19 protein-coding genes are annotated in these 19,083 nt (G+C 36.4%); 8 read left to right on the top strand and 11 right to left on the bottom strand.

The features are described 5' to 3' along the window. Positions 1-25: 25 nt before the first annotated feature. Together fabG and PMI13_RS12140 are read right to left on the bottom strand one after the other, a co-directional pair. Positions 26-757, bottom strand: coding sequence for a 3-oxoacyl-ACP reductase FabG (gene fabG / locus PMI13_RS12135; RefSeq protein WP_007844069.1), 732 nt, complete (start codon positions 755-757; stop codon positions 26-28). A gap of 69 nt (positions 758-826) precedes the next feature. Then, positions 827-2,347 (bottom strand): HAL/PAL/TAL family ammonia-lyase, encoded by a 1,521-nt coding sequence (locus PMI13_RS12140; RefSeq protein WP_007844076.1) that lies wholly within the window; start codon positions 2,345-2,347, stop codon positions 827-829. A 98-nt stretch (positions 2,348-2,445) separates the two neighbouring features. Between PMI13_RS12140 and PMI13_RS12145 the strand changes: the two genes are divergently transcribed. Continuing rightward, complete coding sequence (locus PMI13_RS12145; RefSeq protein ID WP_007844077.1) at positions 2,446-3,702, top strand: NAD(P)/FAD-dependent oxidoreductase; 1,257 nt, start codon at positions 2,446-2,448, stop codon at positions 3,700-3,702. A 33-nt stretch (positions 3,703-3,735) separates the two neighbouring features. Here the strand turns inward: PMI13_RS12145 and PMI13_RS12150 are convergent, their stop codons facing one another. From PMI13_RS12150 to PMI13_RS21725, 3 genes are all read right to left on the bottom strand, one after another. After that, the gene (locus PMI13_RS12150; RefSeq protein WP_007844079.1) at positions 3,736-4,338 is read right to left on the bottom strand and encodes a hypothetical protein; all 603 of its coding nucleotides are present in this window, start codon (positions 4,336-4,338) and stop codon (positions 3,736-3,738) included. Between the two features lie 90 nt (positions 4,339-4,428). Beyond that, complete coding sequence (locus tag PMI13_RS12155) at positions 4,429-5,721, bottom strand: phenylacetate--CoA ligase family protein (RefSeq protein ID WP_007844080.1); 1,293 nt, start codon at positions 5,719-5,721, stop codon at positions 4,429-4,431. An 88-nt stretch (positions 5,722-5,809) separates the two neighbouring features. Continuing rightward, positions 5,810-7,498 (bottom strand): M23 family metallopeptidase, encoded by a 1,689-nt coding sequence (locus PMI13_RS21725; protein WP_007844081.1) that lies wholly within the window; start codon positions 7,496-7,498, stop codon positions 5,810-5,812. Positions 7,499-7,880: 382 nt separating this feature from the next. On the opposite strand from PMI13_RS21725, the gene ileS reads away from it, so the two are divergent. The 7 genes from ileS to trpS all read left to right on the top strand — a co-directional run bounded on the left by ileS (position 7,881) and on the right by trpS (position 14,755). After that, positions 7,881-11,270 (top strand): isoleucine--tRNA ligase, encoded by a 3,390-nt coding sequence (gene ileS / locus PMI13_RS12165; protein WP_007844083.1) that lies wholly within the window; start codon positions 7,881-7,883, stop codon positions 11,268-11,270. Positions 11,271-11,329: 59 nt separating this feature from the next. After that, the gene (locus PMI13_RS12170; protein ID WP_007844085.1) at positions 11,330-11,710 is read left to right on the top strand and encodes a TraR/DksA family transcriptional regulator; all 381 of its coding nucleotides are present in this window, start codon (positions 11,330-11,332) and stop codon (positions 11,708-11,710) included. 80 nt (positions 11,711-11,790) lie between these two features. After that, positions 11,791-12,036 (top strand): DUF6576 domain-containing protein, encoded by a 246-nt coding sequence (locus tag PMI13_RS12175; protein WP_007844088.1) that lies wholly within the window; start codon positions 11,791-11,793, stop codon positions 12,034-12,036. A 15-nt stretch (positions 12,037-12,051) separates the two neighbouring features. Then, positions 12,052-12,243, top strand: a complete 192-nt coding sequence (locus PMI13_RS12180; protein WP_007844091.1) for a DUF2683 family protein — start codon at positions 12,052-12,054, stop codon at positions 12,241-12,243. Then, positions 12,243-12,881, top strand: a complete 639-nt coding sequence (locus PMI13_RS12185; protein ID WP_007844092.1) for a lipoprotein signal peptidase — start codon at positions 12,243-12,245, stop codon at positions 12,879-12,881. Before PMI13_RS12180 ends, PMI13_RS12185 begins: the two co-directional genes overlap by 1 nt. Positions 12,882-12,894: 13 nt before the next feature. Beyond that, positions 12,895-13,539: a SanA/YdcF family protein gene (locus PMI13_RS12190; protein ID WP_007844094.1), complete on the top strand. Its 645-nt coding sequence runs from the start codon at positions 12,895-12,897 to the stop codon at positions 13,537-13,539. A 247-nt stretch (positions 13,540-13,786) separates the two neighbouring features. Continuing rightward, entirely contained in the window at positions 13,787-14,755 is a 969-nt protein-coding gene (gene trpS / locus PMI13_RS12195) for a tryptophan--tRNA ligase (RefSeq protein WP_007844096.1), read from the top strand. Positions 14,756-14,884: 129 nt separating this feature from the next. Here the strand turns inward: trpS and PMI13_RS12200 are convergent, their stop codons facing one another. From PMI13_RS12200 to metK, 6 genes are all read right to left on the bottom strand, one after another. Next, entirely contained in the window at positions 14,885-15,352 is a 468-nt protein-coding gene (locus PMI13_RS12200) for a hypothetical protein (RefSeq protein ID WP_007844098.1), read from the bottom strand. A 2-nt stretch (positions 15,353-15,354) separates the two neighbouring features. Further along, positions 15,355-16,050, bottom strand: a complete 696-nt coding sequence (locus PMI13_RS12205) for a YjjG family noncanonical pyrimidine nucleotidase (RefSeq protein WP_007844100.1) — start codon at positions 16,048-16,050, stop codon at positions 15,355-15,357. A 20-nt stretch (positions 16,051-16,070) separates the two neighbouring features. Next, positions 16,071-16,205: a hypothetical protein gene (locus PMI13_RS21695; RefSeq protein ID WP_007844101.1), complete on the bottom strand. Its 135-nt coding sequence runs from the start codon at positions 16,203-16,205 to the stop codon at positions 16,071-16,073. Between the two features lie 42 nt (positions 16,206-16,247). Continuing rightward, entirely contained in the window at positions 16,248-16,838 is a 591-nt protein-coding gene (locus PMI13_RS12210) for an RNA polymerase sigma factor (protein ID WP_034669904.1), read from the bottom strand. A gap of 196 nt (positions 16,839-17,034) precedes the next feature. After that, positions 17,035-17,526 carry a hypothetical protein gene (locus PMI13_RS12215; RefSeq protein WP_007844105.1) on the bottom strand — a complete coding sequence of 164 codons (492 nt, stop codon included), beginning with the start codon at positions 17,524-17,526 and terminating at the stop codon, positions 17,035-17,037. Between the two features lie 85 nt (positions 17,527-17,611). Beyond that, positions 17,612-18,892 (bottom strand): methionine adenosyltransferase, encoded by a 1,281-nt coding sequence (metK, locus tag PMI13_RS12220; RefSeq protein WP_007844107.1) that lies wholly within the window; start codon positions 18,890-18,892, stop codon positions 17,612-17,614. Between the last annotated feature and the right edge of the window lie 191 nt (positions 18,893-19,083).

The following is a 19,083-nucleotide window of genomic DNA, read 5'->3' on the forward strand; positions in this document are numbered from 1 at the left end:
TACACTGATACATTGATATATTATTTTAAGAGTAAATTCCACCGTTAATATTGATCACTTCGCCTGTGATGTAAGAAGATTTTTTAGACGCCAAAAACGCAACTAAATCTGCGACTTCTTCTGCTTCCCCGAATCTGTTGGCGGGAATCATGGCTTTTAATTCATCTTCATTAAACTCCTGGGTCATATCTGTCCTGATGAATCCCGGAGCTACGGCATTTACCGTGATGTTTCTTTTAGCAACCTCCTGTGCCAATGCTTTTGTAGCCCCTACTACAGCTCCTTTTGCCGCCGAATAATTGGTTTGCCCGGCAGTTCCCTTTACCCCGGAAACCGAAACCATATTGATGATTCTGCCGTATTTATTACGCAACAATCTCTGGATAAAGAAATTCGTTACATTGAAAAAACCGTTTAAGCTTGTGTTGATCACACTGTTCCAGTCTTCACTCTGCATCCACATAAATAAGCCGTCTCTTGTAATTCCGGCATTATTCACAATCACCTCAACAATTGAATCGGCATTTTTCTCCTGCCATTCCGTTAAAACTTTTTGGGTTTCCTCTGCATTTCCAACATCAAATTTCAGGATTTCCCCGGTGGATCCAAGTTCCTGAACTTTAGCTAAAGTTTCTTTGGCTGCAGCTTCGTTTGAAGTGTAGTTAATGAGTATGTGATAGTTTTTCTCTTCGGCCAGTTTTATACAGATTGCTCTTCCTATTCCTCTTGAGCCTCCTGTTACAATTGCACATTTCATGTTTTAGTGTTAGTTTTTTTAGTCTGTCGTTTTCCTCCTTATTTATTGACAATCAATTACAGATAATAATTACACTGTTTTTAAATATTTTTTCACTTCCTCCAGATAAGGATACATTACCATATCATTGGTGAATGCAGGAATAATTTTTCTTATCTCATCATACAATTCTCTTGTAGAAGATGAAACCTTATCTTTAAACTCAAGATATTCAATCGCCTGAACGATGGTAATGGTTTCAATTGCCAGTACTTCGAAAGCATTTTCAATTACTTTTCTGCAGATGACTGCAGCATTCGTCCCCATGCTCACAATATCCTGATTATCATTATTATTAGGAATACTGTGTACATACATTGAATTAGACAGCATCTGGCTTTCCGCTGTTGTAGAAGTCGCTGTAAACTGAACTCCCTGCATCCCGAAATTGAATCCTAATTTACCCAAATTTACAAAAGGGGGCAAAATTTCATTGATTTTAGCATTCAAAAGGTAATTCAGCTGTCTTTCTGCCAACATGGTCAGCTTGGTAACAACAATTTTCAGCTTATCCATTTCTAATGAAATATAATCTCCGTGGAAATTCCCACCGTGATAAACATGCCGGTCTTCCACATTGATAATCGGGTTATCGTTGGCCGAATTGATCTCATTTTCAAGAACTCTTTCAGCATACTCCAATGTATCCAGAACAGGTCCCAGAATCTGCGGGACACATCTTAATGAATAATATTCCTGAACTTTTTCTTTGAATACTTTTTCCTGTTCTTCAAAATGGGTATAAAGGTGATCTTCTCTTTTTCTGATCAATTTGCTGTCAGATAAATGCGCACGCATTCTTTCTGCAATTTTCTGCTGCCCGTAATGTTTTTTGGTCCCGTTCAACGCTTCTGATAAATGGTCATCATAAGCCTGAACAATTTCATTGATTGCACAGGAAAGTTTAATGGATATTTCCGTTAACTGATTAGCTTTATATGCATTTACAATTCCAATTCCGGACATTACGGAAGTTCCGTTCATTAAAGCAAGCCCTTCACGGATCTCTACTTTTATCGGCTCTAAACCTTCTGCTTCAAAAACTTCTTTTGTAGCTTTTCTTTCTCCTTTATAGAATACTTCTCCTTCGCCGATTAAAACCAAAGCAAGGTGAGCCAGCTGAACCAAATCACCGCTTGCCCCAACTCCTCCGTGCTCGAAGATCAACGGCGTAACATTCCTGTTGATCAATTCTTTAAGTAAATTAACTACAGTATGATGTACTCCTGAATTTCCTAATGATAAGGTATTCAGCCTTGCCAGCATACAGGCTTTTACTTCCTGTGCCGGTAGAGGATTTCCAATTCCTGAAGAATGGCTTCTTATTAAATTATATTGGAGCTGATGGGTGTCTTCATCACTAATTTTGAATTGTGCCATCGGACCGAAGCCGGTATTCACCCCATATATTACCTTATTCTTCGAAAATTCTTTCAAAAACTGAAAACTCGCGTCTACTCTGGCTAAAAGCGTATCATCCAGTTCTATTTTTTCATTATTTATGACGATATTCTGAAAATCTTTCAGTTTTAAAAAGCTATTTATTTTCATCAATTAAAAGTAATAATATATAATTTTATAAAATATTGATTATTTGTCACTAATTTTGCGGCAAAGATAGAAGTTATTATTAAAATAAAAAATCAAAGATGAGCAAAGAATTTGTTGATGTTCTTGTAATCGGTGCCGGACCTTCCGGATGCGTATCTTCCTCATATTTAAAGAAGAACAACATCAACGTAAAAGTCGTTGAAAAAACAAAATTCCCAAGACTTGTTGTCGGTGAAAGCCTGATTCCCCGTGTAATGGATCATTTTGACGAAGCCGGGCTTTTCCCTGCGTTGGATAAAATGGGCTTTGAAAAAAAGCTGGGTGCACGTTTTTTAAGAGGCGACGAAGTCTGCATTTTTGATTTCAGTGATAAATTCGGTGAAGGATGGGATTGGACGTGGCAGGTACCGAGAGCTGATTTTGATCATACTTTAGCTAATGAAGTCATTAATAAAGGTATCGATCTCGAGTTTGAAACTGAAGTTATTGACATTAAATTCGATGGGACAGATTCTATCACTACCGTAAAAAATAAAAACGGAAAAATCAAAGAAATTCATGCCAAATTTGTAATTGACTCGAGTGGCTACGGAAGGGTTTTACCCCGTCTTCTTGATCTTGAAAAACCATCAAAACTTTCTCCACATTCCGCCATTTTTGCCCATGTAGAAGATATCAACAGAGAAGAAGGAGAAGAAGGAACTTTGATTTCTTTTGATATTATAGAAACTGAAGTATGGCTTTGGGTAATTCCTTTTTCTAACGGAAATACAAGCGTAGGAATTGTGGGGCCAACAGATTATATAGAAAAATTATCCGAAAACGGAGATCCTGCGGAAGCTTTGAAAAAAGCAATCTCTCTTTCCGATTATTATGTAAAACGTTTCGGTGGTGTAGATTTCCTTTTTGAGCCAAAACATCTGAAAGATTATTCCTGTTCGGTTAAAAAATTATTTGGTGACGGATTTGCTTTAACAGGAAATGCTTCGGAATTCCTTGACCCCGTTTTCTCATCAGGAATGGCTTTTGCAACCGAATCGGGAATGCTTGCTGCAAAATTAGCTTTAAAGCAATTGAACGGTGAGAAAATCGACTGGCAGACAGAGTACACGGATTATATTTTATATGGTGTAGATGTTTTCACTACGTATGTGAAAGAATGGTATACCGGAAATCTTCAGGAATTATTTTTCCATCAGCCGGAAAACCCGGACGTAAAGAAAAAAATATGTGCCGTTTTAGCGGGTTACGTCTGGAATAAAGACAATCCGTTTGTAAAAAAACATGATACTGTAATTAAAAATCTTGCCAACCTGATTAAACTGGAGAAACAGGAACAGCAGAAACAGCAATAAAAAAATGGTCTGAAAATTCAGACCGTTTTTATTTTATTTTAAATCTCTTTCGATTCTCTGGGCAAGGGTCTTACCTGTTTTAGCAAAACCTTCTCCTACTCTGGTTTCATTATTAAAATTACTTCCCCACTGATCTCCCGGAGCATCTACGCTTTCTATGTCACACAGTACCTTTTTAGAATCCGTTTCCACAAAAGTAAGCTGTGTTGTCACTTTTGCAGGCTGCTTCATAATCCCGGCATCCCAACCCGGATAAATCCATTTTACTTTAACAATAAGAGTATATGGACTTTGTGTATTTTCTTTAAGCTTTGTGTTAATATTCTCTTTTGACAAAATTTTATTGAATAACATGATAAATTTGGGATTCCAAAGTTCTTCTTTACTTCTCTCCCATTGTTTTTTCCAGATATCTCCGCTTCCTTCGGTCTTTTTATTCAGTTCTTCAATTCTTTTTGGAATATATTCTGCTTCAGTATAATTTTCTTTCAACAGCTTCATATCTGTGTAATCAAAAACAACATTTACAGTTTCAGTTCCCTTTAAGAATTTTGCATCCCCGCTCTTAATCTTAAATTTTTGAGCAACAACAGTTGTTGACACTGCAAAAAGAATCAACAAAAATAATTTTTTCATGGTTTATTTATTTAGGTCCACAAATATATTAAAAAAGCAATTCAATAGAACTGCCGTATTTTTATTTTTTATTAATATTAAAAATCATATTTATCTTAAATCTATAAATGTAACCGGTTTTCTGCTGTTCGGATTGTGAACAATTTTTGCCAGAATATCAAAATCAATAATTTCTATTTTCGGGCTTACTCTCAATTTGGCGCGAAAATGGTCTCTTACTTCATTTACAAAACCTTCAGATTCGCTGTCTGTACTTAATCTGATGATAATTTCATCCAACCCGATTTCATTGGACTGGATAACAATCTGATAGCACCGGATCGAATTGAAATCATTCAGGATATCATTCATTGCGGGCGGATACAGCGTTGTTCCTTTATATTTGATCATGTGTTGCTTTCTTCCGACCACAGGGCCTAACCGCATTGTATTTCTTCCACATTGGCAGGGCTTATAATGTGCTTTTACAATATCTCCGGTTTTAAACCTAAGCAAAGGAATCGCTTCAACCCCCAATGTTGTAATGGTCAGCTCTCCGCTTTCACCTTCTTTCACCGGGCTTTCGTTATCATCAAGAATTTCTGTGATGATTAATTCAGGATGGTGATGGCCTCCGATCTGAAATTCACATTCAGTAAAGGCTGTACTCATTTCTGTAGAAGCATAGGTAGAAAAAAGTTTTATGTCCCATTTTTCTTTAATCTTCTGTGAAAGGATATTATCTGTAAAATCCTGGTTTTTGATGCTTTCTCCAATGCAAACAGCGCCATAGACGCTGGAGTTTTTATAGTCTAATTCATATTTTTCGGCATAGTCGATCATTTTCAGAAGAAAGGAAGGTACCGTAATCAGGTACTTCGGCTGGTATCTGAAAATAGAATCCCACTGAAGTTCCGGAATTCCCGGTCCCATCCTTACAACACTTGCCCCCATTTTCCTTAAACCTAAAAAATAAGCCAGGCCTGCCATAAATCTTTTATCAATTGTTGTAATCATCTGTACAACATCTCCTTTTTGTATGCCGGCACAGGCAAAAGAAATCGCTTCATTGTAGGCAAGTCTTTCAAGATCATTGTCGGACAGACCGAAAGTAACGGGATCACCTAACGTTCCTGATGTCGTGCTGTAATCAACAATTTTATCGGGAGTAATACAGAAAAAATCATGATTATATTGCTGCAGGTCATTTTTTGTGGTTGTAGGGATTTTCCGCAGATCTTCCAAAGTACGGATATCCCCGGTTTTGATATTATTTTCCCTGAACAGCTTCTGGTAAAAAGGGGAATTACCTTCGAGGTAAGTCAAAAGTTCCTGAAGTTTTTCCTCCTGGAATGTTTTTATTTCCTGAATACCTGCTTTCTCGATTGACGGATGAAATTCCAATGGTTTTAATTTTAAAGAGCAAATTTATTAAATAAATATTGTAGAATATATTCATGTGAAATCTATTCACGGTTTTCAGCTACTGATCTTATCTATGGAAGGTAAAAGTTTGTGTATTTATATTTCCAGCCGTATTTTCTATCGTTATTTTTAAAATATGTGAACCTGAGCCTTTCGGGCATTTTTCATCAAAAGTATAGACAAAATCATCTTTTATCCGGGCAAAACGAAGCCATTTCCCATCCAATTCTGCACGGAACGAAACAATATCGCCGGTACTGGTTGTTCCTTTTAACCGTAAAGAACTACTGTTGATAAGAACACCATCCTTCCAATTCGGTGAAACAGACGGAAGACTAGTGTCTAAGATCAATTTTACAGTTCCTAATCTGTTGAATTGTCCTTCTGCCTGATTTCCACTCCATTTTCCTTTTACCACATCCTTATCGCTTCCGTAGTCAAGCATAATGACCGCTTTATCCTTTTCTTCGTTGGTTAGTTTTTTATTGGGCTTTATTCTCAGCGTATAATTATCATGAACAGGAATGTACAGACTATGTAAAACAATGCTGTTTGAAACCGCATTCAAATCAGTGCCGGGGTTTTCATAGGCATTAAAATTCAAAGCATCATAGACTGCATTTCTGCTAAAATTGATCTCTGCATTTTCAGTCACAATCGTTTTTCCTTCGCCCGGCATTATTGTTTTATCTGTGAAGGAAACTTTATCTGATGCTGTATTGAACTGAACTTTTGTGATCAGCCGGCTTGTATTTCCGTTTATATCTTTTAAAATAATTTCAATATTATGAATTTTTTCATCCTGAAGATCTATAATTCCTGACAGGTTTGGGGCACTGTAATGCTGAAGTTTCATCCCGGGTAAAACCGACAGATGCTGAATACTCATTTTATCTCTGATAAATTTGGTATAGTCTATACAGCCGTTCTGGTAACGGGTGTCATCGTAACTTATCTTATCAATGGAAAAACCATACACCAGCTTTCCATCCATCAATAATTCTGCCTGATAAACCCCAAGGTTAAATCCTTTATTGGCTTTATCCACAGCTTTAACAGCAAAGCTTATTGATGGTGAATTTACCTGAACAATATTCGTTGTATACGTATTTCCTTCTTTTTTAACAGCAATACCGTTTGCACCCGGCTCATACGTGCTGAAGCGCCGGTCGTACCAATAAAGTCCGCTGATCACCGGAGCAATGCTATCCGGAATATCAAAACCAAAAAGCAACGGATTGAGACATTCCTCTGTTTTAGTATCTCTTATCTCAAAATGTAAATGGGGTCCTGCCGAGCCGCCCGTATTTCCACTCAAGGCGATCAGCTGCCCTTTGGTTACAGGAAACTGTCCCGGAGAAAAGATAATATCCTGTTCCCATTTTTCATCTTTGTATTGTTTTTCTTTTACATATTCATCCAGCCTGTCGAAATATTTGTTTAAATGGGCATAGACGGTTGTATATCCATTGGGATGGGTAATATATACTGCATTTCCAAAGCCGTACCGCTCTACTTTTATCCTGCTTACATAGCCGTCTGCTGCGGCAACCACTGATAAGTTTTCCTGGCTGTTGGTTCTAAGATCCAATCCCATGTGAAAATGATTGGTCCGTACTGCTCCAAAGTTAGCAGCCAACTGCATGGGAATGTTTAAGGGATTCCGGAAATAATTCTGTGGATAATTATTCTGAGCCTTTGTGATGATGTTATTGATGACACAAACAAAAAGCATCAGTTTACAAAATATTTTCATACAGCATTAGATTTATATCTACTTAAATATACAAATTTTAATAATGATGGAATGCTTTTTTGTTCTTGCAGTTGGTTTTATTTCCAACCACAGATTGCACAAATTCTCACAGATGATCATGTATAGAAGTGCATCATTTCTAAAAAGTTACCGGAAATCTTACTTCAAATTTCCGGCTAAAAGTGTCATTGAAACTTACGTCAAGAATTAGGCAGAATCGGCTTATTCATCATTGGCAATCCACGGTCAAAAAACAGCCCGCCATTATATTTCTGAAATTGAACTTTTTAATAGATGATATCAAAATAAAACATATCTTATAAACCGACAAATTTTAGTAAATTTGCCAACTTAATTAATCAACGATATTGAGATATTTACAATGAGCCAGTTTAAAGAATATAAAAACCTCAACCTTATTGATATAGCCGAGAATGTATCGGAATTTTGGAAACAAAATAAAACGTTCAATAAAAGTGTTGAAATCCGCGAAGGTCAGCCTGAGTTTATATTTTATGAAGGTCCGCCTTCAGCAAACGGTATGCCCGGAATTCACCACGTCATGGCGAGAGCGTTAAAAGATATTTTCTGCCGTTACCAGACCCAGAACGGGAAACAGGTTTTTCGTAAAGCGGGTTGGGATACACACGGGCTTCCTGTGGAGCTGGGTGTTGAAAAGGAATTAGGGATTACAAAGGAAGATATTGGCAAAAAAATTTCTATTGAAGATTATAACAAAGCATGTCGTGAAGCAGTAATGCGTTATACAGACGTGTGGAATAACCTTACTGAGAAAATCGGATACTGGGTAGATCTTGATGATCCGTATATCACCTATAAGTCAAAATATATGGAGACGGTTTGGTGGTTGCTGAAACAATTGTATGCCAAAGATTTGCTGTACAAAGGATATACCATCCAGCCCTACTCTCCGAAAGCAGGAACAGGACTTTCTTCTCACGAGCTAAATCAGCCCGGAACATACCGTGATGTTTCGGACACTACGATTGTGGCTCAGTTTAATGTAATAAAAGAATCTTCTGAACTGTTCAATGATGTTGACGGTGATATAAATATCCTGGCATGGACGACAACTCCATGGACATTACCTTCCAATACTGCCCTTGCAGTAGGAAGAGATATTGAATATGTTGTTGTAAAGACATTCAATCAGTACACATTTGAACCTGTAACCGTTATTTTAGCGAGAGTACTTTTAGAAAAGAACTTTGGTAAGAAATATGTTGCCGGAACTGATGAAGATTTTGCTAACTATACTTCTGAAAGCAAAACAATTCCGTATCAGATTTTAAAAGAATTCACCGGGGATAAACTTGCAGGAACTCAATACGAACAGCTGATCCCTTGGTTTACACCAACTGAAACCCCCGAAAAAGCGTTCAGAGTGATTTTAGGAGATTTTGTAACTACGGAAGACGGTACCGGTATCGTTCACATCGCGCCGACTTTTGGTGCAGATGATGCCAGGGTTGCAAAAGATGCAGGAGTTCCGCCGATGTTGGTAAAAGATGAGAATGACAATCTGGTTCCATTGGTAGATTTACAGGGTAGATTTATTAAAGGAAATAATGTTCCGGAAGTTTTCTCAGGAAAATATATCAAGAATGAATATTATGATGACGGAACCGCTCCTGAAAAATCATGGGATGTAGAGCTGGCCATCTTATTGAAAACTGAAAACAAAGCTTTCAAAGTAGAGAAATACGTTCACTCGTATCCACACTGCTGGAGAACTGACAAACCTGTATTGTATTATCCATTGGATTCATGGTTTGTAAAAATGACCGCTGTAAAAGACAGACTGGTTAATTTGAACAAAGAAATCAACTGGAAACCGAAAGCAACAGGAGAAGGACGTTTTGCCAACTGGCTTGAAAATGTAAACGACTGGAATTTATCCCGTTCAAGATATTGGGGTATCCCGTTACCAATCTGGAGAACTGATGACCTGAAAGAAGAAAAGATCATCGGTTCTGTAGAAGAATTATACAACGAGATCGAAAAATCAGTTGAAGCTGGATTAATGAAAGAAAATCCCTTCAAAGGATTTGTGATCGGGAACATGTCTGAACAGAATTATGCTTTGGTTGATTTACATAAAAATGTGGTTGACAAGGTAGTTCTTGTTTCAGATTCAGGAAGAGAAATGAGACGTGAAAGTGATTTGATCGATGTTTGGTTCGATTCAGGTTCTATGCCTTATGCACAGCTTCACTATCCTTTTGAGAATAAAGAATTAATCGACAATAAAAAAGCATTCCCTGCAGACTTTATCGCTGAAGGTGTTGACCAGACCCGTGGCTGGTTCTATACTCTTCACGCTATCGGAACTGCGGTTTTTGATTCGGTTGCTTATAAAAATGTAATGAGCAACGGCCTTGTTTTGGATAAAAACGGTCAGAAAATGTCAAAACGTTTAGGAAATGCTGTAGATCCTTTCGAAACACTTTCTGTTTACGGGCCGGATGCTACCCGTTGGTACATGATCTCAAATGCAAATCCCTGGGAAAACCTGAAGTTTGATATCGAGGGAATTGATGAGGTAAGAAGAAAATTCTTCGGAACTCTTTACAATACGTACTCATTCTTTGCTCTATATGCGAATGTTGACGGCTTCAGCTATTCAGAAAAAGAGGTTGAAAACCGGCCTGAAATCGACAGATGGATCCTTTCTGAATTAAATTTATTAATTAAAGATGTAAAAGAATTCTACGAAGATTACGAGCCAACAAGAGTTGCAAGAGCAATCAGCAATTTTGTGAATGATAATTTGAGTAACTGGTATGTAAGATTATGCAGAAGACGCTTCTGGAAAGGAGATTATTCGGAAGATAAAATCTCTGCTTACCAGACTTTATACACCTGCCTGGAAACTGTTGCTAAACTATCCGCACCAATCGCTCCGTTCTTTATGGATCAGTTGTATCAGGATTTAAATAAAGTAACCGGAAAAGAAAACTGCGAATCTGTACACCTTACGGATTTCCCGGTTGCCGATGAAAGTCTGATCGACCAGGATCTGGTTGAAAAAACACATCTGGCACAGAACATCACCAGTATGGTTTTCTCTCTTAGAAAGAAAGAGAACATAAAAGTACGCCAGCCATTACAAAAAGTACTGGTTCCTGTATTGGATTCTAAAGCAGAGGAACAGATATTGGCTGTTGCAGACCTGATCAAACAGGAAGTAAATGTAAAAGAATTACAGTTAATTAATGCTGAAGAAGCATCTCATTTAATTGTAAAGCAAATCAAGCCCAACTTCAAAGCTCTCGGACCTAAATTGGGAAAAGACATGAAAGTAGTGGGTGGTGAAATAGCAAATCTTACCACAGAACAAATTTCAAGCCTTGAAAAGGAAGGAAAAATTGATGTTCAGGGATATGAAATCACCCTTTCCGATGTTGAAATCTCTACTAAGGATATCCCGGGCTGGACGGTAACTTCCGACGGAAAAACAACTGTGGCACTAGATTTGAAGTTAACAGACGAGTTAAAATCTGAAGGTATTGCAAGAGAATTCATCAACAGAATTCAGAACCTGAGAAAAGACAAGGATTTTGAGTTGACTGACAGGATTAATATTCTTGTGGAAGAAAATTCACCTTTCCTTGATGATATTAAGAAAAATGAAGAATATATTTCCTCAGAGGTCTTGTCAAATAAAATAGAAATTGTATCTTCACTTTCAAATTTTAACGAAATCGAAATAGATGAGGTTAATTTTAAGATAAATGTTGAAAAAAATTAACATATAGTTATTGGATTTCAAATTCCATTTCATAATTTTATTAAAAAGAGAAAAAGAACATGTCAGACGAAAGAGTAAGATATAGCGATGCTGATTTACAAGAATTTAAAGCTATAATAAAAGAAAAAATAGAAAAAGCAGAAAAAGATTTACAGCTGATCAGAGAAAGTTTTATCAACGACCAGAATAATGGAACTGATGATACCTCACCTACATTCAAAGCTTTTGAAGAGGGAGCGGAAACTCTGAGCAAGGAACAAAATTCTATTCTGGCAGGAAGACAGGAAAAATTCGTGCGGGATCTTAAAAATGCTTTAATCAGAATTGAAAATAAAACCTATGGTATTTGCAGAGTAACAGGAAAGCTGATTCCTAAGGAAAGACTTTTAGCCGTTCCTCATGCCACATTGAGCATCGAAGCGAAAAATATGCAGAAATAACCGTAAGGTTTGTAAAATAAATTTGGGTTTATATCGTATTTCATGAAATACTTTATAAACCTAATTTTTAATTTATATCCATGAGCGAACTATTAATTTTAGGGATTATCATTGCTGTAATTCTTTTGTTTTTCAACAGGAATTGGATCAAAAACAGATTCTTCCCGGACAAACAGAAAAATTACACCATAGATGACCGGTTTAATTCCGATAAGCGCGAAAGGGAAAAAGAAATCGACCGGCTTTTAAGTAAAATGGGCGAAAACGGCATCAATGACCTGTCTGCAAAAGACAGAAAAAGATTGGATGAATTGTCCAGAAAATAAATTAAATTGAAGAGAATGGAATCTATAATAGTACACACTAAAAATGCAATGGAACTTAATGCCCTGAAAAGTGTTTTAAAAGAGATGAACATTAAGTTTGAAAAGTTTCATATCAAAAATACCCATCACAACCAGAAAACAATTAAAAAAATTGTTGACAGAAAAAACGAGAAAATAGCAAAACCGTTTAAACCAAAAGGATTGTAATGAAAAAAATATTAGCTATCACTTTTTTGGTGTTATTAATTGACCAGGCTTCAAAAATATATATTAAAACCCATTTCAATCTGGATGACAGTGTTACCGTTTTTCCGGGCTTCAAACTGACTTTTGTGGAAAATCCGGGAATGGCTTATGGCCTTCATTTCGGAGGGGTTATCGGAAAATATTTTCTCGTAATTCTAAGGCTTTTCCTGATCGGCGGAATGGTGTATATGTTTAAAAAATGGTTAAAGCAGGGAGCTTCCAACTATCTTTTAATTCCGATGGCAATCATTTTTGCAGGAGCTATCGGAAATATTATTGACGGTATGTTTTACGGACTGATCTTTGACAGCGGAACCGTTTATGACCCAAGCATCGACCGATGGATCGGATATGGCGGGGTTTCCAAAATTGTTCCTTTCGGTGAAGGATATTCTACTTTCATGAAAGGCTGCGTGGTCGATATGCTGCATTTTCCTTTGGTAGACTGGAACGTTCCTGAAAATGTACCTTTAATCGGCGGTAAGCATATTGAGTTCTTCAAATATATTTTCAATGTTGCTGATTCAGCCATTACGGTAGGAGCTGCTCTTTTATTAATATTCAGAAAGAAAGCATTCCCGAACGGACTCGAATTTTAGAAGATATTATCAAATGAAAAAAATAATCAGAACTCTGTTTAAAATTTTCCTGCTTCTTCTCGTTGCAGGAATTATTTTTATTGCCTGGGCCAATTATAGCATCAAAAAGGAAAGTGACGCATTTGTATCCTATAAAATTTCAGATATTCCCGAGACCAAAACTGCATTACTTCTGGGAACCGGTAAAAACCTCAGCAACGGAATGCCCAATGCCTATTTCTATAACAGGATTCAGGCAGCTATAGATCTGTATAAAAGCGGAAAGATAAAGTACATCATCGTAAGTGGTGACAACAGCACGAAAGATTATAATGAGCCCGAAGATATGCAACTTACCCTGATGGAATATGGTATTCCGAAAGATAAAATTTTCATGGATCATGCAGGTTTCAGGACCCTGGATTCTGTAGTAAGAGCGAAAGAAATTTTCGGACAAACCAAGCTGGTTATTATTTCACAAAAGTTTCACAATGAAAGAGCAGTCTTCTTAGCCCGTAAAAACGGAATTGAAGCTTACGGCTACAATGCCAATGATGTGAATAAATATGCAGGCTTTAAGACGAATATGCGGGAATATATTGCCAAAGCGAAAGTGTATTGGGATCTCATTCTGGGTGTTGAACCGAAATTCGGTGGGGATAGGATTTTAATTCCTTAATTTGGAGATTCCGGTGGCTTCGAGTGCCTCAGCCACCGGAAGGAGTTTTAGCTGTTTTAATTTAGATTTCGGCTAAAGCCTGTTGATGGATTTCAAATTTTGAAAACGGGCTAAAGCCCGTCCCTATTGAATATTAATTATGTCCTATTGACATTTATCAAAAAAATATTTTTAATATTTTTAATCCTTTATTCCCCACAAACCTCTTAAATTTGCAATTCATTAATTTTTATAAACAATAAAACAAATGTCAAGAATTCTTACCGGCATACAAGCCACCGGAACCCCGCACCTAGGAAATCTCCTTGGGGCAATTATTCCTGCTGTTGAGCTATCAAAGCAGGAAGGAAACGAATCATTTTTATTCATTGCCAATCTGCATTCACTTACGCAGATTAAAGATGCGAAAGAATTAAAACAAAACACCTATGAGATTGCTGCGGCTTGGCTTGCTTGTGGATTAGATACCGAAAAAACATTTTTTTACAGACAGAGTGATATCCCTGAAACCTGTGAACTATCTTGGCATTTATCATGTTTTTTTCCTTATCAGAGATTAACACTTGCCCATTCTTTCAAAGATAAGGCAGACCGTCTTCAGGATGTAAATGCCGGTTTGTTTACTTATCCTATTTTAATGGCTGCAGATATCCTGTTGTATGATGCGGAGATCGTTCCTGTGGGAAAAGATCAGCTTCAGCATCTGGAGATTGCCCGTGATGTAGCTTCAAGGTTCAATAATCAGATGGGTGAAGTCCTGGTACTTCCTCAGGCTGAGCTTCAGGAAAACACGAAATATGTTCCCGGAACAGACGGTCATAAAATGTCTAAATCCAGAGGAAACATTATTAATATTTTCTTATCTGATAAAGAACTGAAAAAACAGGTAATGAGCATTGAAACAGATTCCAAATCCCTGGAAGAACCGAAAGATCCTTCTACAGATAAAGTTTTTGCTATCTATGAGCTGATCGCAACTCCTGAACAAACGGAAGAATTAAGAGTAAAATACCTTGCCGGAAACTTTGGTTACGGGCATGCAAAAGCAGAGCTTTTAAACCTGATTCTAATCCGTTTCGCCAAAGAAAGAGAGGTATTCAGCTATTATATGACCCATCTGGATGAATTGGAGGTAAAACTACAGGAAGGCGCTGAAAAAACCAGAACAATAGCTACTCAAACTATAAAAAGAGTAAGAGAAAGTTTAGGAATTTAATTTCTCGCTTTAAAATTATAAAAAACAAAGACTGCTCAAAAGGCGGTCTTTGTTTTTTGAATTTCAGAAGCTACCAAGTGAAGATTTAGCAGCGGGTCAGGAAGAAGCCCTGATTATAATAAAATAGAATTACTCAAATTCTCTTCTTTCATCAGAAGTAAGATTCATGTCATTTAAGATTTTTTCTTTTGATGGCCTTAAAGTTAAAAAATAAAGGACCATCATGGCTGACAGCATCAGAAATACCAGGTTTACTTCTTTTAAATAGAAAACAATTCCCAATAATGCAGGCCCTTCAACAAAGGCAAATCTCATAATTATTGCGCGTTGGATTTTTGTCACCTTACTTTCTGTGCTATCCTGAATTTCAATTTTATTTTTAAGGGAATTATACATCAGATTACTTCCGAAAATTCCACCGATCATAACAATTAACATAATTGCCAGAAAAGGATTCTTAAGATCAAAATTAACATCGGTAACAGGACTCATTACATAGATCATTGTTCCCATAGTAACCATACCGCCCAGGAAAGCCAAAAAGATGAATGGCAAAACCTTGAAAAAATAGGCTGGTGTTTGTCTTTGAGCTTTCATATTTATAAGTAATCTTTAATCTGTAAAAGATGCGTGATTGATTTTAAATTTTCTTCCTGTCTGTTTTCTTTATACACATCAAAAAAAATCACATCCATCCCGAACCTTCTGGCTCCGACTACATCAGCAATCCAATCATCTCCGATCAGAATACTTTCTTCTTTATCTGCACTGGAAAGGCCTAAAGAATATTCGAAAATTAAAGGGTTAGGTTTTCTTACCCCAACAGAATCTGCGCTGGTGATGGTTTGAAAATACTTATCAATTCCGGATAAGATACATTTTCTCTCTGTAACTTCCTGAAACCCATTTGAAATGATGTGCAATGTGTAGTTTTTTGACTTCAGATAGTCTAAAATATAAACTGCCCCTTCCACCAATTCATTATGGTAAAGCATTTTATCTAAAAAATGTTCTTCAAAGAACTCTGAAAGGTTTTCATCTTCAACCCCGAAATGCCTGAAAGTATCATAAAAGCGATGTTTCCTCAGGTATTCTTTACCGATGATACCATCTCTTATTTGTTCCCAGAGCCTTTCATTGATATCATGATAGACGGAATGAAATTCTTCAAAGTCAATTGAATATTTTAAAGTGATTTCTTCTTTTTCAAAAAGATTTTTTATAGTAAGGTAAGCATTCTTACGGTGATCCCAAAGTGTATTATCGAGATCAAAAAAAATGTGCTGAATTTTCATACAGCACAAAATTAATACTTTTAATTTTTGGAAATCGGATAATTCTTGTTTTTAGCTTTAACTATTTCAAGACTTTTTGAAAAGTTGAGTAAAAAATCAATTGTTTGTTTTTTCGGTTTCAAAGCTTTCACTTTTAAGGAATCATTTTTTTTCATAGGCTAAAATGTTTTCCTTAAAACGAGAAATATCAAGAATTATTATCTCGTCAGTATAATATTATTCTCTTCCATGATTTTTCTCAGGTTAATTAAAGCATACCGTACCCTTCCTAATGTAGTATTGATACTCATATCAGTGTGGTCTGCGATTTCTTTAAAACTTAACCCGTCAAAAAATCTTAATTTAATTACTTCCTGCTGATTCTGAGGCAGGAATTGAAGCATTCTCAGCAAATCTTCCTGAATCTGTCTTGAAACCAATTGGTCTTCAATGTTTTCGGAAGGTTCTCTGATCAAATCAAAAATAGAATATTCATCAGTCTCGAAAGTAGTTTCTGAAACTTTGATATTTTTGGATTTTAATCTGAAATGGTCGATGATAAGATTGTGAGCAATTCTTTTTGCCCAAAGAATAAATTTTCCTTCTTCATTATAACGTCCTTCTTTCAGCATTACGATAATCTTCATGAATGTATCCTGAAAAATATCATTGGCCAGATCTTCATCATTAATCTTATAAAAAATGAATGTAAACAGTTCTCTCTGATGACGATGAATAAGTGCTGATAAAGCACCTTCGTCTCCTTTTTGATAAAGGGAAATTAATAGGCTATCCGATTTTGATTTCATAACTCTTCTCAATAATAAAAATTTGCGGTCAGGCAATCTTCCAGATATTTCATCTGATTCTAACCATAAATGCAAAACAGTTTTAAAGAATAGAGTCCAATCAATAAGCGGTACGTTTATTATGGATGTAAATATAATAAAATTTTAATAACTGTTAACCCATTATTAAATTTTTCCAGAAAATATTTAAAAAAACTTACTTAAACATATCATGAATGAATACAGTAGGGATATTTAATGTGAAATTAACATTCACTCCTTTCAGCTTCTTTCCGTTTAATTCGGCATCTCCGACAGGAAAAGCATACCCTGCAGTAAGATCCAGCAATCCGAAAAGGGTAACTCCAACTTTAGGGGCCACATATTTATTAGTTCCTTCTGCGCCGATCAAAAAATAATAGGAGTGGTAAAAATCCACATTTTTTTCAAAATTAAGCAAAACATCAGCCTGAAGTTTAGGCATAATAGCAAATTTGGAATGGGTAGAGCCCATTAATGCAGAGCCTCCCAACCTGTAAATAACATCATCATTTTTCAGGAAAAGCAATTTCCCTCCTATTTCCCCGAAGCTTTGATTCTGGTACACATACCCTACATTAATCATTTTATGCATGGTATACTGGGCTTTTGCAAATGTACTCAGGAAAAACAGGGACAGAATGGTTATTGCAAATCGAAAATTCATCATCTTTAATTTATTTAAGGTGTAAAATTAAAAAAAACTGCCTTATCTGATGAAGATAAAGCAGTCTATTTATTTCTTAAGAGAAAAATTAAATACCGAAAGCGGTTTTAATTTCTTCTACTTTGTCTAATTTTTCCCAGGTGAAAAATTCAAGATCTTTTAATGTGATCTCATTTTTGTGTCCTTTATTGAACGTTTTATCAGCTATATAATGCTCTTTCCCCATATGTCCGTAAGAAGCTGTTTCCTGATAGATAGGATTTCTCAGTTTAAGATTCTGCTCAATAGCATAAGGTCTTAAATCAAAAATTGCAGAAACTTTTTTAGCGATTTCACCATCGTGAAGATCTACTTTTGAAGTTCCGTAAGTATTAATGTATAAACCACATGGCTCAGCAACACCGATTGCATAAGAAACCTGTACAAGAACTTCATCAGCAACACCTGCAGCTACTAAATTCTTAGCAATATGCCTTGTTGCATAAGCTGCACTCCTGTCTACTTTTGAAGGATCTTTTCCTGAGAAGGCTCCACCACCGTGAGCTCCTTTGCCGCCATAGGTATCAACAATAATTTTTCTTCCTGTAAGACCGGTATCTCCGTGAGGACCACCGATTACAAATTTCCCAGTAGGGTTGATGTGATATTTGATCTGGTCGTTGAATAATGCTTTGATTTCTGCTGTCTGCTGAGCAACAACTCTTGGAATTAAAATATTTTTAATGTCTTCACGAATTTTGTTCAACATTTCTTCTTCTGATCCGAAATCATCGTGCTGGGTAGAAACTACGATAGAATCAATTCTTACCGGCTTATGATCATCAGAATATTCGATCGTAACCTGGCTTTTAGCATCCGGACGAAGATAAGCAATCTCTTTATTTTCCCTTCTGATTGCAGAAAGCTCTTTAAGAATAGTATGTGCCAGATCCAGTGCTAAGGGCATATAGTTAGCCGTTTCGTTAGTTGCATAACCAAACATCATTCCCTGGTCTCCTGCACCCTGTGCATTGGCTTTGCTTTCAAAAGTTTCGTCAGATACAATTCTGTCAACTCCCTGATTGATATCCGGTGACTGCTCATGGATCGCAGAAATAACACCGCAAGAATCCCCATTGAACATATATTCACCTTTTGTATATCCGATTCCGTTAATAACTTCTCTGGCAATCGTCTGAACATCAAGATAGGCATCTGACTTCACTTCTCCGGCCAAAACTACCTGTCCTGTAGTAACAAGCGTTTCACATGCTACTTTTGATGTTTTATCATAAGCTAAAAAATGATCGATTAAGGCGTCGGAAATCTGATCGGCAATTTTATCCGGGTGTCCTTCTGAAACTGATTCAGACGTAAATAAATAAGACATATTATTCTTTTGTTTTATTAATTAATAAATGAGGAAAATTCAAATAATTGCCCGGAAAGCTCAAAAAGAAATACTGTTTTAGCTTTTTTTAAAGAGGTTGCAATCAGGTCAAATTTTTCCTCGTTCGTAAACGTCTGCAAAGTTAAGTACTATTTTCTTAATACTCAAAACTTTTGCAGGTTAATTGCAAT

The sequence above is a fragment of the Chryseobacterium populi genome, assembly GCF_000282115.1.
GTDB classification, from domain to species: domain Bacteria; phylum Bacteroidota; class Bacteroidia; order Flavobacteriales; family Weeksellaceae; genus Chryseobacterium; species Chryseobacterium populi.